Here is a 13,926-nt window from a genome sequence, read left to right as displayed (position 1 = left end):
CAAAAACATGAAACTACAAACATTTTCAGATAAAGCAAAAACATTTACTTTTACTCACTCTTTCGCAGACCATCAGACAGCCCAGACAGCAGGTCATGCACTTATGGGGTACATGTTAGGGACGTACCACCAGCCAGTGATTGAGTTGACTTATAAAGGCAATGGGCAGCTTGTTGCTGTATATATCGAGGACACTGACCTAAAGGACGTATTTAATCGAATTTGCGACAGCTTCCAGGACTTCTAAATGATAAGCACTAGCAATTAGAAATAGCTAAGAAAGACAAGAATATGGAAATCTCAATTTTTGACCACAACAAACTAAATCGTAACGCATTTTACGATAAAAAACTGGATGTGCTTTTTATAGCAGATACAGTAAACGAGGAAGAAAAACAAACACTTATCCGGCAATACGGAAAATAAGCACTATAAAAGCGAGGAACAAGAAAATGGCTGAAAAAACAGAACAAACTAAAACTGTACAACTTACTGTCGAAGAGCTGCAGAACTTAGGTTGCCGACTGTCTAATATCCTAAAGACAATAAAAATGGATCAAGTGGCTCAAGCTGGGGTGTCTCTAGCAAAAGAACGAGATTTATTCACCTTTACACACCTAGCAACAAACTATCTAAGCTCTTCCTATGAAGTATTTGAAACGATTATAGCCGAGCTTGATGATATAGCTAGTCAGCTTTTGGAGTGCGACGATGCTGAGGAGCTGGAGGCTTTCAAAAATGGCCGATAAATTTGAATTAAGCAATAATATTGTCAATTTCTCTGAGTATATGCAGGAGTTAAAAGACCAGGAAGCAAATCTAGCAAAATTTCAGAATGATGGATCATTCAATAGCATGGTTTGTGAGTTCGCTATTGGAATAAGTAACCATATAGGCAGAATAATTGGGATTTTGGAAGAACAACAGAAAACCATTCGCAGCATGGCTAAGGAAATTGAAAATCTAAAAAGAAAAAAGCGAGGCACGAACATTGATTAAGTCTAAAGATATCAAAGCAATAAAAGAAAGCCTTAAAGCTATTGAAACTTGCCAGAATGAGCCAACAAGAGAAAACCAGCAACTTATGGCCAAGATATTGTGTCAAACATTGGACCTATTGGAGCAGCAAGATAAAAAAATATTGCTTATGAATAAAACTCTAGGGAAAATTGCCGGCAAGGTCATGGCAAATCAGAGGAGGTGGCCTTGATATGGCACTATTCAGCGCAGAAACTGAAAAAGAATTAAAAACAGAGGCTCTATCTCTGGTTGCTGGCTTCTTGGAATCCTATGCACGTCCAAAAGCTAAACACCTGGGTTTAATGTCTGCTGTGGAGGTCCGAGAGGAATTAGGAATTAAGGCCAACACTTTGAAACGTTGGGAGTCGGAAGGTTTGAGGCGCTACCAGCCGCCGCTCGAAGATACTCGTAAGGTATTTTACAAAATAAAAGATATTTTGATTTTCCTGGGAGTAGATGATAACGGAGGAAGAGCATGAATACAATTATGGAATTAACTTTTACTCCTCAGACTATGAAACTGTTTAGCTTCTTGAAAGAAAACCCCACTGCTGTCTATAAAAAAGGGAATTACTACAAGTTCCTCTATTTTGAGCCACTGGATGTTTATATTTCAGAATTCACTTATAAAGGCATCAAATTTAGAAAGCTAGAAAGCAAGGATCTGAAACTAGCCGGCTGGAAATTAGTAAGAGATATGCCAATATCTCTGGCTAAGCCTGAACTAATAACCGTCTTAAAAGACCTTGAAAAAGTCAGAATCAAAGAAAACCGCCAGGGAACCGGGATAAAACTGACTGGCTGGATACTAGAAACTTTGACGCTAGGCCTTTACACCAAGCAAGAAACAGCCTTATTCGTCCGCTTGCTATATATCAATGGTTATAGTTGTGAAGATATAGCAGGGCTATTCTCCGCTATTGTGAAGCGCCCAGCCCTTGCCAGATATTTTATTAAAGAATTAAGCAATTTAGAAAGGGGTGTAACTTGACAGAAAAAGAAATCATACAGTCGATTATCGAGGATGACAGAGGGATAGAGCAAGGTAAATCAACGGAACTGGACAACCAGGAACGAAGACAGCCCCAAGAAGACTGTTATTTTAAGACTTTCAAGGGCGTTAGGAAGCTTTTAAAAGATGATCTCCAAAGTTTGTACGAACAGACTTATCAGAAAGCCTTGTCAACAGCTCCAGAAACTGCAGAAGAGACAGCCGAGGAAAAGGCTAGGAAAGCCGCCGCAAGGAAAATGCCTCGGAGCGCATTACAAATTGCTGAATTTCTAAGCCAACGGCTACACTTTGTCAGATTAAAGAATGACATGGAGGGCCAACGAGAGCCGTTGTATTATTACAACCCTGATAGGGGCTTCTACGAGACAAACGAGGAATTTATAAAAGATTTGATTTTCGTTATCAATCCAGAGCTGACGGAACGCAAGGCCCTTGATGTCATTTATAAGCTATCCAGAGCAGCCATCAGCAGAAAAGCTGATAATCGTTATACTGCATTGGGAAATCTGCTTTACAATGCTAAAACCGGCGAAACAGAGCCATTTAGCCCCCAAAAGCTTGTAATTAGGAAGATTGACTGTAATTATATTGCAGATGCAAAAGAACCTAATATAAAAGGCTGGAAAGTAACTGAATGGCTGAAAAATCTGTTCGGAGGAGACGATGAACTGTATAGGATGGCACTGCAGATCATCAAAGCCAGCGTCACAGGCGAGAGCTTGAAAAATGTTTTTTGGCTACTAGGCAAAGGGGGAACTGGTAAAGGAACCTTTCAAGAGCTGATAAAAAATCTTGTAGGCGCTCAAAATGTGGCAAACCTAAAAATAAACGAGGTGAATAAAAGCCGGTTTGAGACCTCTGTACTGGTAGGCAAGACCGTTGTAATAGGTGATGATGTCCAAGTTCGAGTGAAAATCAAAGATGTATCGACATTCTTTAGTTTAACCACTGGAGATCCTATCAAAATTGAAGAAAAAGGGAAAACACCCTACTCTGTCAATTTAAAAATGACTATCATCCAGTCATCCAATGGTCTGCCTATCATAAACGGTGATTCTGATGCTATTGGTCGACGATTCCGGATTTTGCCATTTAAAGGCGGTTTTGCTGGAAAGGTAAACCCAGCCATCAAAGATGACTATATCTGCCGTAGAGAGGTACTAGAGTATTTACTTTGCCTAGCTTTAAACACTAAGACAGATTTAAAGTTAAATCCTCAAGCGTCTCAAAAAGCAGTTTACGACTTTCAAGAAGAGGTGAATGAGGTGGTATCCTTTACTCGCAATTTCTTTAAGAAAAACTTAGTATCTTCCTTTCTCCCTAACTCCTTTGTCTGGTGGGTTTGGCTGAGCTTTAAAGAATATTATCAGATAGAAAATGATCTGACTCCCAATGCTCTGCATAGAGAGATTAAAAACAATCTTCCAGATGGTTTTAAACCTGGCAAAGCCAACATTCCAGCTGGTCAAATGTTGCCAAGAGGATTTTCACCTAAGGAAGACCTCCCTCACTATGCAGCTAAAAACTACAGCACAGATAGAATGCAAGGCAAGGGAATAGAAAAGAGAGGGCAAGAAAAGGGTTATTTGAAAAACAGGGAATTGGAGGACGGATGATGCCGGCAAGATGTCGGATAGGTGAAAAGCAAAAATCCTTTATTATCATATATTGAGTACCCTTTTGATGATTGATGACGGATATTTTTAAGAAAAATAGAAAAAATAAAAAATAAAGGAATAAAAAAAAGAAATTAAAAAAGAAATTAAAAAAAACCGTATCACCGTCCTCATCCGTCATCAACCCTTGGTAATACTGGATTTTCAAAAATAAAAACCGACATCAAAACCGGCATCAATTGAGAGAAAAACCATCCTCAATTAGAAAAAAACTTAAAACTACATCATATATTAGCAATTTTCTAGCTCAGAGGAATTAGAAATACAGTAAGTAGCTCATGGTCTAGGATTTTCATAAACTATCATGGCACGGTTGGAAATACATTGAATTTTAGCAATAAAAATCTATTGTATTTAACATATTGAGAGTTTGTAAATTCATTTTTAGAAAAACAGCTCAATGCCTTGATAAGACTAAGGTTGAGCGAGACTAGTTGAATCTAACAGAATGTAAGATATGTTAAATTCAGGATACTGTAGAAGAAAGGAAAAATAGGTAAATATGAGTAAAGATTACACGCCATTTTTACAGGATAACTTTATTATTTTCCCAAAAAATGGTATAATTGAGATGAAGAAAATACCAGACTATGGAAATGTGGTATTCACAAGTCAAGATGGAAGAATTATCCAGATTGAAACAACAATTAAAGAAAGATAGCTGACTAGACAACTAGAGGCGTAACATTAAAGCTAAGTAGCTTTTTGTTGCGTCTCTTTTTCTTTTTAGTCAAGAGGGTAAAAGGTGAACAACAAAGATCCAGTAGAAAATCGAAAACAATAAGTACTATCAAAAAAGACAAAAGAAATGAGGAACGAAACATGGAAACACTACAAACTATTGAAACTAAAATCGAAAAAATGATTGAACAAAATAAAAAAGATATTCAGAAAGCTGAAGCTGAATTGGTTAAGGCGAATCAAGCCGTTTCAAATGCTCAAGAAAAGCTGATACAGGCTCAAAAAGAAATCGATTCACAAAAATATGTCAAAGCTAAGGACGACTTATGGATTGCAGAACATACAAGAGAGTTCTATGACAAACAATTAACCACATTGAAAAACTCCCCTTTGATTCCTTACGAAGAATTTCATGCAATGATTAAAGATGTTGAAAAATTCGCAAACGAGGAACAAAAAACATACTTTGAATTAGCTTATGAAAAAATTACAGAAATCAATAAAATAGGAGATAAATCCTTAGAAAAAACTCAAAGCATTGATGCATTATTAAAGAAAATTGTCAAAGAGCTAGGTAAGAATAATGAGGATTATAAAAAAAGCAAAGATGGTGCAATAATTAGTAACCTCTATTTCGGTATTTCTTATGAACCTAGACAAGCCTTATATCACTACAAAAATCAATTAGAAAAACTTTTTGATCACATTCTTGATCATTGATAATAATAAACCATAACAAAAAGTAATAGAAAGAACCAGGAGACTACAATATGACAGAAACAGAACAGAACAATCCTTATTCTTGGTATGACAAAATGGTTGAGGGAGCAACCCAGGAACAAGAAGAGCGATGCAAGAAAGCAGAGGAAGGCCTAGAAGCGATAAGACGAAAGTCTCAAGCTCAATATGATTCAACACAAGAACTCTGGATGAAATCACTGAACAAGATGAAAGAGGAGCGAGAAGCTGCAGGCTATCAAGCAGCAGAACTTGAAGCAAAACAACAGCTAGAAGCTTCTAAAAAAGCTCACGGTGTAAAGACAGATGATGAAAAGGCGCTGGATGATGCAATGAGAAAAATGACAAAAGAACTAAATAATTATTTTTAAAATTTTCTTTTTAAAATCTGGTATGGGGGGTAGCCCCCTCCCCTTTGGAGTTTGAGAGCTTCACGCCGTCACTGTACAAATTTTCTCGCGCGAAATGAAAGGATATGAAAACAAAATGGATTTAAAAGGAATACCTTATCTAAGAAATAAGCTGGCAAATGTCAGGGATAGGGTTGACATGAGATATAAGCAGTACGCGATGCAATATCGTGAGAGAATGATTAGCATCACGATACCAGCTAATATTCGTGAACAGTATAGAGCTGTTCTTGGATGGGCTGCTAAGGGTGTTGATAGCCTTGCGGATCGTTTGGTGTTCCGAGAGTTTGAAAACGATGATTTTCAGGTTAATGAGATTTTTCAGGCAAATAATCCTGATGTCTTTTTTGACTCGGTCATCTTATCAGCCTTAATTGGCTCTTGTGCTTTCGTCTATATCTCTAAAGGTGAAGATGATACACCTAGACTACAAGTAATCGAGGCCAGCAACGCTACTGGTGTGATAGATCCTATCACTGGCTTACTAACCGAAGGATATGCAGTATTAAAAAGGGATGAGTATGGGGTGCCCGTTTTAGAGGCTTATTTCACACCGACAGAAACCTGGTATTTGTTGAAACAAGGAAAAGATTTCATGATTCCAAATCCTGCAGGTACTCCTTTATTAGTTCCGATTATTCATAGACCAGATGCTGTGCGTCCTTTTGGACGGTCAAGGATAACAAGGGCTTGTATGTCATATCAGAGGTATGCTAAACGGACACTTGAGCGAGCCGATGTGACAGCTGAGTTCTACTCATTCCCTCAAAAGTATGTCTTGGGATTGAGTCAAGACGCTGAGCCAATGGATACTTGGAAAGCAACTGTCTCCAGCATGCTGCAGTTCACCAAGGATGACGACGAGGAGAAGCCTACAGTTGGTCAGTTCACTACATCGGACATGTCACCATTTACCGAACAGCTTCGACTAGCAGCGGCCGGTTTTGCTGGTGAAATGGGATTGACACTCGATGACCTTGGCTTTGTATCAGACAATCCATCCTCTGCAGAAGCTATCAGGGCAAGCCATGAGAATCTGCGACTTGCTGGACGCAAGGCACAGCGCTCTCTTGGGTCTGGTTTGCTGAATGTGGCGTATGTAGCAGCTTGCTTGCGTGATGAATGGAAATACTTGCGCAGTCAGTTTGTGAATACGGTCGCGAAATGGGAACCTCTCTTTGAGGCAGACGCTAACACCTTGACCATGATTGGTGATGGAGCTATCAAGCTCAATCAAGCAATACCTGGCTATCTTGATGCTGATATCATCCGAGACTTGACAGGCATAAAGGGCTCTGATAAGCCTGCGAATGCTCAAGAGTCAGGTCAGGGTAAAGGTTAAAGATATTGCCCCTATATTTTTTTGATAACTCAGCGCCAGAAAGGCCTCTACCTCTTCAGGAAGAATGACGGTCGGACTCTCTCTGAGGCTCTGAGTGGCTCTTTAACAGCTTCTAATTTATCAGATGGCATTGGGTATTGCAATATAGCTAAGAGGTTGTTAGAGGGCTTTTTAGGCGGTGATTATGACAAAGCAATCGTGTACTCATAGTTTATCTAAAATATTCTGAATGATGAATCTAAAAACAAGACCTCTGTTCATAGTTCGATTTTAAATCGATATAAGTTAGACGGCCTTGTAAATCAGCTAGACAGTAGAATCTTGATTTAAGGGTATAGCAGGAGCTTATAATTATCCAGACTCCTAATTGAAGTATATAAGAGGCACAGTAATTCCAGGTGTCCTGTTGACTACCTTCAGGAAGTGGGCGCAGGCAGATTGTCTATTCTAAAAAATGGAGTTCGGAGAAAAAGGCTGCAGCTGAAGAAAGAAAGTTAATCGGCCTGAAAGAAAGCAAGGGAGCCTTATCAGAGCATAAAAAAAGAGAATTGACTATAGTGCCGACCGTGAAAACGGACAAGGGGCACGAAACCAATCCTCATCACTTAGAGTATACAACATTTTTGCTTGAAAAGAAAGGGAAAAGAGAGGAAATTCTGCTTGTTTGAACTTTGGGGCAGTTAACCTAAGAAAATAATTCTATATCTGATTTAGATATCAAAAACACTCCTATATCTGTGGCGAAATTTCAAGATTTTGAGTATAATGCCATTGAGAAATATGAGCGATTGATTGACAAGGCCTTTTTCTGAAGAATACTAGTCTAATGCTTGGTTAAACAAAATCACCCCTGAAAATAAGCAATGAGACAATCAATTCATTTAAATATAGGCTAACTGATGTTCATTTTACTGACATACTGAGAAAGGGGGAGACTGATGGAACTCAAGAAATTCAATAACAAAGTTGTCAGAATTATTGATATTGATAATCAAAAATTTGAAGGTATCTGTCTTTATGAGGATAAAGATATCTTTGATGAAGAATATGATGCGCTGTCAGTTAAGTCAGGAATACGATGGACGAAACTCTTCGAGTACGAAATTAAGGAAGTTAAAATTATATTATAAGCACGTTGCAGTTGTCAGGGTGCTTATATTGTGATCAGGAGTACAAAAAAGGAAGAAACCATCATTCCGACCACACAGTGGACAAGGGGAACAAGATTACTTCCTTTGTTTAATTTTAGTATACAATATTTTTACTTAAAAGGGAAAGGATTAAGCTATATGGTTTTAGATGAAATAGAGAGCACACGAAGAGCCTACTATTTTCTAAAAAGTTACAAATCGCTGCATACACTAGCGGAACGAAAAAACGAGCATGGAGCATTCAAGGATAAGGCAGTGGAGTTGGTTACAGAGATTGAAGCTTACAGAGATAATCTGGACGAGGTAAAGCGTGAGATATTCGCTAATTTGTTTACAAAAAAGCCAAAAGAGACCAAAAAGCTTTGCGATTTATACAAAGTGCTTTGCGTTGATAAAATAGAGTATAAGTGCCTTAAAACTGAAATCTTGCTTGATTTTGCTAAAAGCTATCGGGAGGGCGCTTTATTGGTGTATAAGACATGATTTTTATATCCTTGTTGCTCTATCTCGAACTACAAAAAGGAACTGACTTAGGCGCCGACCTCAAAGAGGCCATAGGGTGCCAAACCAGTTCCTTATCTCATTTTAACATACAACATTTCTTTTTAAAAAAGTATTATGCCCTGGTGAGATACGTTACATTCAAAAAGCAAAATATGGTATAATGACATCAAGCAATTAAAAAAGCACGTTTGACCGTGCTAGTTTCTTGCCTGCTGAACTCATAATTTTCACGCCCTTTTTTTTAGGGCTTTTTTTGTTCACCTTTTTGTGGACTAAGAGAGAACATCAAATACCTTGTATGATATATAATTTCTTCTAAAACCTTATACAATCAAGGGTTAATAGCTTAAAAAGAGCTATAAGAATAACTAGAAGAATATTCCGCGAATTTTCATGCATTTCTCTTTTCTATTTTTGCTGTCCCTATTATACTAAATTCGCAAAGAACAAGCAAAAAAACCGCCAATTGGGCGGTTCTTATAGGGAGATTATTATGAAAAAGAAAAGTTTTAGGATTTCTAAACAAAGTTAGGAGGTCTTTGTTTATGGTCTTAGTATAGAACACTTATCTTAAATTTTCCTAAAAGTAACTTAAAAAAATAAAATAATTTTTTACAGCTCTTGCAAGAGGTACTGAAATAGCTCCAAATTGCCCTTTTCTTCGTTTATTAAAAACTCCGGATGCCATTGAAGGCCGATGATACGATGATTGTCAACCGATTCAATCGCTTCGATGGTATTGTCTCTAGGATCAAAGGCTGTCGCACGGAAATTAGGCGCCAAGTCTTTGATGCTTTGACGATGAACCGAATTAATCTGGCTAGCCTGACCAAACAAACGCTCCACAACACTGTCTTTCTCCGTGCGAATGGAGTGCGAAGTACCAAATGGCAAGCCCTGCCAGTGATTTTCGATATGCTGATTAAGAGTGCCACCAAAAGCAACATTGACCAACTGCAGACCGCGGCAAATAGCCATGACAGGCTTGTTTTGACGCAGAGCTTCTTTCAAAAGTGCTAGCTCAAACTCATCGCGGACAATATTGTAATCATCACTATCAATGGTCTTTTCTTCCCCATAAAATTGTGGGTGAACATTTTGCCCGCCTGACAAAATCAGCTTGTCAATCGTTTCTACATAATCCTGAACTAAACTTTTATCTCCAACGGGAATCACCATCGGCAGGCCACCAACCATTCGTACACCGTCTACAAACTTGCGTGAAACAGAGGTGTGAATATTTTTCCCAGCTTCATCGACTGGACAAAGATTGGCTGAAATTCCAACAATTGTTCTGCACATACCGTGATTCCCCCTTATTTTGATATAGTATATCTTACCACTCCTCTGCGAAGCCGTCCAATAGATTTTTTTAAAGCTGGTTATAAAAATTTTTTATCAGAATATGCAACACTATAAATCTCTTTTTTAAAATTTAGAAAAACATTTCAGAATTATCAGAAAATTATTTACTTTTGACAGAAATTTGTTATAATAAGCAGTGTAAAAACTCATGACTTGGAGGTCCCTATGAGAAAATCAAAAATTCTTCTTACCGCAGGGCTCACTCTGCTCTCTGTCGGCTTACTTACAGCTTGCTCTGGAGGCGGAAGTTCCCAATCCAGTAAAAAAATCTACAGCTATGTCTTTACGTCTGATCCAACAACTTTGGACTACATCCAGTCGGCAAAGGGGTCTACCCACGAGCTGACTACAAATGGTGTAGATGGCTTGCTGGAAAATGATAAATATGGAAACTTAGCTCCGTCTATCGCAGAAGATTGGACAGTCTCTCCAGATGGTCTCGTCTATACCTATAAGCTGCGCAAAGATGCCAAGTGGTATACCGCTGATGGCGAAGAATACGCAGATGTCACGGCTCAGGACTTTGTTGCAGGTATCAAACATGCTGCCGATATCAAATCAGACGCCCTCCCTCTTATCCAAGATTCTATCAAGGGGCTGAGTGAATATGCAGCCGGTACCAACAAAGACTTTTCAGCTGTTGGAGTCAAGGCACTGGACGATCATACGGTTCAATATACACTCAACAAGCCTGAAACCTACTGGAACTCTAAAACAACATCAGGTGTTATGATGCCGGTCAACGAGGCCTTCCTAGAAAAGCAAGGCAAGGAATTCGGTCAGGCAACCAAAGCCGACTCCATTCTGTATAACGGTCCATTTATCATGAAATCCATTACTTCTAAATCCTCTGTCGAATTTGAGAAGAACCCTAACTACTGGGATAAGGACAAGGTCAAGATTGATGGTGTCAAACTGTCTTACTACGATGGTTCTGACCAAGATTCATTAGCGCGGACCTTTGGAGATGGCGGCTACAGTTTGGCAAGACTCTACCCAGCCACTTCCAGTTATTCCTCAATCGCTGAGAAATACAAAGATAATATCTTCATGACAGAAGCAGGAGCGGGTGTCGCTCTAATCAGCTTTAACATTGACCGTCAAAGTTATAACCACACTTCTAAAACCAGCGATGAACAAAAAGAAGCTACCAAAAAAGCTCTGCTGAACAAAGACTTCCGCCAAGCTCTAGCCTTTGCCCTTAACCGCGAAAGCTATTCGGCTCAGGTCAACGGAGAAGATGCAGCCAAGCCAGCTGTCCGTAATCTCTTTGTTCCGCCAACTTTTGTTCAAGCCAATGGCAAGGAATTTGGCACTCTTGTCGAAGAATCACTGGCTTCCTATGGTGACGAGTGGAAAGGTATCAAGCTGGATGACGGCCAAGACGGTCTCCACAATACTGACAAAGCCAAAGCGGAATTTGCCAAAGCTAAGCAGGCTCTTGCAAATGAAGGCGTACAATTCCCAATCCATCTAGACGTTCCTGTCGCTCAGAATTCTACTAACTTCGTCAACCGTATGCAATCTCTGAAACAGTCATTAGAAGAGGCTTTAGGCAAGGACAATGTCTCTGTAGACCTGCAGATGCTGGCTGAGGACGAAGCACTAAACATCACCTTCAATGCTGAAGCTGCTAGCCAGGAAGACTGGGATATCAACGGTCTCGTTGCCTGGGATCCAGACTACCAAGATCCATCTACTTACCTGGATATTTTAGTCCCAGGTAACAGCACTCAGACCAGAACCTACCTTGGATTTGAAGACAAAGACAATGCTGCTGCTAAAGCTGTAGGACTGGATGAGTATAGTAAACTGATTGAAGAAGCCGGAAACGAAACACAAGATGTTGACAAGCGTTATGAAAAATATGCTGCAGCTCAAGCATGGCTGACAGATAGCGCCCTCGTTGTGCCAACTATGAGCAGCAGAGGAGCAGCACCATTCATTTCTCGGATTGTGCCATTTACAAACTCTTATGCGCAGACAGGTACAAAAGACGCTAACTATCATAAATATGTAGAAATCAGTGATGAGATTGTCACGACTAAAGACTATCAAAAGGCCCAAGAAAAATGGAAAAAAGAAAAAGAGGAATCCAATAAAAAGGCCCAAGAGGATCTGGCTAAACATGTGAAATAATCACTACTTTGATGTTAATTAAAAATCCAGCAGGAAAAGAAACCTGCTGGATTTTTTAAAATTTTCTATCTAATATTTTCAAAGCCTGGCTGATTATCCAGCTGCAAAACCAACCATCTACTCAAAGACAAACTGGTTGTGATAAAGTTCCGAGTAGAAGCCACCGAGTTTGAGGAGCTGGTGATGATCGCCCTGTTCGATAACCTCTCCATCTTTGAGGACGATAATCTGGTCGGCATTGAGGATAGTTTTGAGACGGTGAGCAATAACAAAGCTAGTCCGGCCAGCTACAACGGTTTCCATGGCTTGCTGAATCTTGCTCTCCGTCACCGTATCGACATTGGAAGTCGCTTCATCCAAAATCAAGACTTGCGGGTCAGTCAGCAGAGTTCTAGCAATGGAAATCAGCTGTTTCTGCCCAGTTGAGAAGATATTTTGATCATCATCCACGATGGTATCGTATTTATCTGGCAGACTTTCGATATAGTCATGAATATGAGTCGCACGCGCAGCCGTTTCGACCATCTCCTGACTGGCATCCGGCACACCAAAGCGGATATTATCCCGAATAGTACCGCTAAAAAGCACCGAATCCTGCAAGACAATGCCCACATGACTCCGTAAGCTATCCAGCTCATAGTCTCGAATGTCGCGACCGTCAAACTCAATGCTACCACTATCCACATCATAAAAGCGATTGAGCAGGTTCATAATGGTCGTCTTACCTGAACCAGTAGGGCCAACAACAGCCGTCATCTTGCCCTTAGGGGCTAAAATAGATACGTCTTTGAGAATAGGCTTGCCTTCTACATAAGAGAAGTCCACATGCTTGATCTCCACGGAGTCTGTGAGCTCTGTGAAAGCAGGCGCATTCTCTGGCCGGACCTCCTCCGGCGCATCAAACATCTCCTGAATCCGGTCAGCCCCTGTAAAGGCCAACTGCAAACTGCCCCAGCTGGCTGCAATCTGGATGATGGGCTGATAATACTGCTGGGAAAACTGAGTAAAAGTAGTAATCAGGCCAACTGCAACAGCCGTTTCAACATTAGGATCGCTCAGTAAGACAGCCGATCCAACAAAAATAACAATGGCTGTATTAATCAAATTCATCCCGTTCATGATTGGGAAGAGAAGGCCTGAAAAGGTTCGGCCTTTAAAGGTCGCTGAGCGTACTCGGTCATTCTGCTCAATGAACCCTTTGATGACCTCCTCCTGCATCCCCTGAACGATAACAGCCTTCTGACCGGAAATAGTCTCGTCCATATAAGCATTGAGGCGGCCGACTTCTTTTTGCTGAAGATTGGTGTATTTCCGAGCCAGCCTAACAATGACCACTAGGAGAAGAAAAGCAACCGGTGTGCTGGCTACCGTTATCCAGGCTAATCTAGCATTTTGGACAAACATGATAATCACGAGCCCCAGATAGAGTAAGGCATTGCTCATCACCTGAATCATGCTCTCATTTAGAGCTTGCAGGATATTGTCCAAGTCGCTGGTAAAGCGCGACAGAATGTCTCCATCCTGATGGCGGTCAAAGAAAGCAACTGTCATCTTGGACAGCTTGCCAAACAGGCCCTTGCGCATCTCATTGGTCGAATGGGCAATAACTCGGGTCATCAAAACCATGTAAATTAAGCTGGAAACAGACAAGCAGACAAAGGACACCAATACACTGCCCATGACGCTGCCAAAAATCGACAGAATTTGATCAGTCTCACCCTTCTCCGCAAAAGCACGTCCCAACTCAACCAAATGCTGAACAGCCTGACCGACATAAACCGGAAAAAGGACCTGAAAAACAGTCGCTGTTACCATCATCAAGAGCACAATGACAAAGGATAATTTGTAACGCTTAAAATATTGCCAAAAAAATGCAATCGTCCGCATC

At 40.2% G+C, this 13,926-nt stretch carries 16 protein-coding genes and 2 pseudogenes; 14 read left to right on the top strand and 4 right to left on the bottom strand.

The window, feature by feature from the left end:
• Positions 1-7: 7 nt before the first annotated feature.
• From J1C77_RS01180 to J1C77_RS01120, 13 genes are all read left to right on the top strand, one after another.
• Positions 8-247 (top strand): hypothetical protein, encoded by a 240-nt coding sequence (locus J1C77_RS01180; RefSeq protein ID WP_002922555.1) that lies wholly within the window; start codon positions 8-10, stop codon positions 245-247.
• Positions 248-452: 205 nt separating this feature from the next.
• Entirely contained in the window at positions 453-749 is a 297-nt protein-coding gene (locus tag J1C77_RS01175; protein ID WP_002922557.1) for a hypothetical protein, read from the top strand.
• Complete coding sequence (locus J1C77_RS01170) at positions 739-999, top strand: hypothetical protein (protein ID WP_002922558.1); 261 nt, start codon at positions 739-741, stop codon at positions 997-999. Before J1C77_RS01175 ends, J1C77_RS01170 begins: the two co-directional genes overlap by 11 nt.
• Positions 992-1,210, top strand: a complete 219-nt coding sequence (locus J1C77_RS01165) for a hypothetical protein (RefSeq protein WP_002922559.1) — start codon at positions 992-994, stop codon at positions 1,208-1,210. The genes J1C77_RS01170 and J1C77_RS01165 overlap by 8 nt, the downstream gene beginning before the upstream one ends.
• Before the next feature lies 1 nt (position 1,211).
• Positions 1,212-1,499, top strand: a complete 288-nt coding sequence (locus tag J1C77_RS01160) for a hypothetical protein (protein ID WP_002922562.1) — start codon at positions 1,212-1,214, stop codon at positions 1,497-1,499.
• Positions 1,496-2,011, top strand: coding sequence for a hypothetical protein (locus J1C77_RS01155; RefSeq protein ID WP_002922563.1), 516 nt, complete (start codon positions 1,496-1,498; stop codon positions 2,009-2,011). The genes J1C77_RS01160 and J1C77_RS01155 overlap by 4 nt, the downstream gene beginning before the upstream one ends.
• Positions 2,008-3,648, top strand: coding sequence for a phage/plasmid primase, P4 family (locus J1C77_RS01150; RefSeq protein WP_002922564.1), 1,641 nt, complete (start codon positions 2,008-2,010; stop codon positions 3,646-3,648). The genes J1C77_RS01155 and J1C77_RS01150 overlap by 4 nt, the downstream gene beginning before the upstream one ends.
• Positions 3,649-4,210: 562 nt before the next feature.
• Entirely contained in the window at positions 4,211-4,369 is a 159-nt protein-coding gene (locus J1C77_RS01145) for a DUF2292 domain-containing protein (protein WP_002922566.1), read from the top strand.
• A gap of 161 nt (positions 4,370-4,530) precedes the next feature.
• Positions 4,531-5,109 (top strand): hypothetical protein, encoded by a 579-nt coding sequence (locus tag J1C77_RS01140; protein ID WP_042763050.1) that lies wholly within the window; start codon positions 4,531-4,533, stop codon positions 5,107-5,109.
• 50 nt (positions 5,110-5,159) lie between these two features.
• Positions 5,160-5,498, top strand: coding sequence for a hypothetical protein (locus J1C77_RS01135; RefSeq protein WP_002922568.1), 339 nt, complete (start codon positions 5,160-5,162; stop codon positions 5,496-5,498).
• A 115-nt stretch (positions 5,499-5,613) separates the two neighbouring features.
• Entirely contained in the window at positions 5,614-6,879 is a 1,266-nt protein-coding gene (locus tag J1C77_RS01130) for a phage portal protein (RefSeq protein ID WP_042763051.1), read from the top strand.
• 938 nt (positions 6,880-7,817) lie between these two features.
• Complete coding sequence (locus J1C77_RS01125; protein WP_002922570.1) at positions 7,818-8,009, top strand: hypothetical protein; 192 nt, start codon at positions 7,818-7,820, stop codon at positions 8,007-8,009.
• Between the two features lie 159 nt (positions 8,010-8,168).
• Positions 8,169-8,513, top strand: a complete 345-nt coding sequence (locus J1C77_RS01120; protein ID WP_042763052.1) for a hypothetical protein — start codon at positions 8,169-8,171, stop codon at positions 8,511-8,513.
• A 633-nt stretch (positions 8,514-9,146) separates the two neighbouring features.
• Here J1C77_RS01120 and J1C77_RS01115 read toward each other — a convergent pair.
• Positions 9,147-9,836, bottom strand: coding sequence for a gamma-glutamyl-gamma-aminobutyrate hydrolase family protein (locus tag J1C77_RS01115; protein ID WP_002893948.1), 690 nt, complete (start codon positions 9,834-9,836; stop codon positions 9,147-9,149).
• A 228-nt stretch (positions 9,837-10,064) separates the two neighbouring features.
• Between J1C77_RS01115 and J1C77_RS01110 the strand changes: the two genes are divergently transcribed.
• On the top strand, positions 10,065-12,038 hold the full coding sequence (locus J1C77_RS01110; RefSeq protein WP_002922575.1) for a peptide ABC transporter substrate-binding protein: 1,974 nt from the start codon (positions 10,065-10,067) through the stop codon (positions 12,036-12,038).
• Positions 12,039-12,155: 117 nt separating this feature from the next.
• Here J1C77_RS01110 and J1C77_RS01105 read toward each other — a convergent pair whose 3' ends face one another.
• The 3 genes and pseudogenes from J1C77_RS01105 to J1C77_RS01095 all read right to left on the bottom strand — a co-directional run.
• Complete coding sequence (locus J1C77_RS01105; protein WP_412774867.1) at positions 12,156-12,944, bottom strand: ABC transporter ATP-binding protein; 789 nt, start codon at positions 12,942-12,944, stop codon at positions 12,156-12,158.
• Between the two features lie 135 nt (positions 12,945-13,079).
• Positions 13,080-13,811: pseudogene (locus J1C77_RS01100) on the bottom strand (ABC transporter ATP-binding protein); the annotation flags it as partial.
• Positions 13,787-13,925, bottom strand: a pseudogene (locus tag J1C77_RS01095) (ABC transporter ATP-binding protein); the annotation flags it as partial. The pseudogenes J1C77_RS01100 and J1C77_RS01095, both read right to left, overlap by 25 nt.
• Position 13,926 lies beyond the last annotated feature (1 nt).

This window comes from Streptococcus sanguinis (genome assembly GCF_050223295.1).
Taxonomy (GTDB): Bacteria; Bacillota; Bacilli; order Lactobacillales; family Streptococcaceae; genus Streptococcus; species Streptococcus sanguinis_X.
Note: the sequence above shows the minus strand (reverse complement) of the source record. Positions and strands in the feature narration are given on the sequence as shown.

Bases quoted from the DNA above. Each gene is read 5' to 3' on its own strand.
- J1C77_RS01180 (WP_002922555.1), top strand. From the start codon at position 8: ATGAAACTACAAACATTTTCAGATAAAGCAAAAACATTTACTTTTACT.
- J1C77_RS01175 (WP_002922557.1), top strand. From the start codon at position 453: ATGGCTGAAAAAACAGAACAAACTAAAACTGTACAACTTACTGTCGAA.
- J1C77_RS01170 (WP_002922558.1), top strand. From the start codon at position 739: ATGGCCGATAAATTTGAATTAAGCAATAATATTGTCAATTTCTCTGAG.
- J1C77_RS01160 (WP_002922562.1), top strand. From the start codon at position 1,212: ATGGCACTATTCAGCGCAGAAACTGAAAAAGAATTAAAAACAGAGGCT.
- J1C77_RS01155 (WP_002922563.1), top strand. From the start codon at position 1,496: ATGAATACAATTATGGAATTAACTTTTACTCCTCAGACTATGAAACTG.
- J1C77_RS01145 (WP_002922566.1), top strand. From the start codon at position 4,211: ATGAGTAAAGATTACACGCCATTTTTACAGGATAACTTTATTATTTTC.
- J1C77_RS01140 (WP_042763050.1), top strand. From the start codon at position 4,531: ATGGAAACACTACAAACTATTGAAACTAAAATCGAAAAAATGATTGAA.
- J1C77_RS01135 (WP_002922568.1), top strand. From the start codon at position 5,160: ATGACAGAAACAGAACAGAACAATCCTTATTCTTGGTATGACAAAATG.
- J1C77_RS01130 (WP_042763051.1), top strand. From the start codon at position 5,614: ATGGATTTAAAAGGAATACCTTATCTAAGAAATAAGCTGGCAAATGTC.
- J1C77_RS01125 (WP_002922570.1), top strand. From the start codon at position 7,818: ATGGAACTCAAGAAATTCAATAACAAAGTTGTCAGAATTATTGATATT.
- J1C77_RS01120 (WP_042763052.1), top strand. From the start codon at position 8,169: ATGGTTTTAGATGAAATAGAGAGCACACGAAGAGCCTACTATTTTCTA.
- J1C77_RS01115 (WP_002893948.1), bottom strand. From the start codon at position 9,836: ATGTGCAGAACAATTGTTGGAATTTCAGCCAATCTTTGTCCAGTCGAT.
- J1C77_RS01110 (WP_002922575.1), top strand. From the start codon at position 10,065: ATGAGAAAATCAAAAATTCTTCTTACCGCAGGGCTCACTCTGCTCTCT.
- J1C77_RS01105 (WP_412774867.1), bottom strand. From the start codon at position 12,944: ATGTTTGATGCGCCGGAGGAGGTCCGGCCAGAGAATGCGCCTGCTTTC.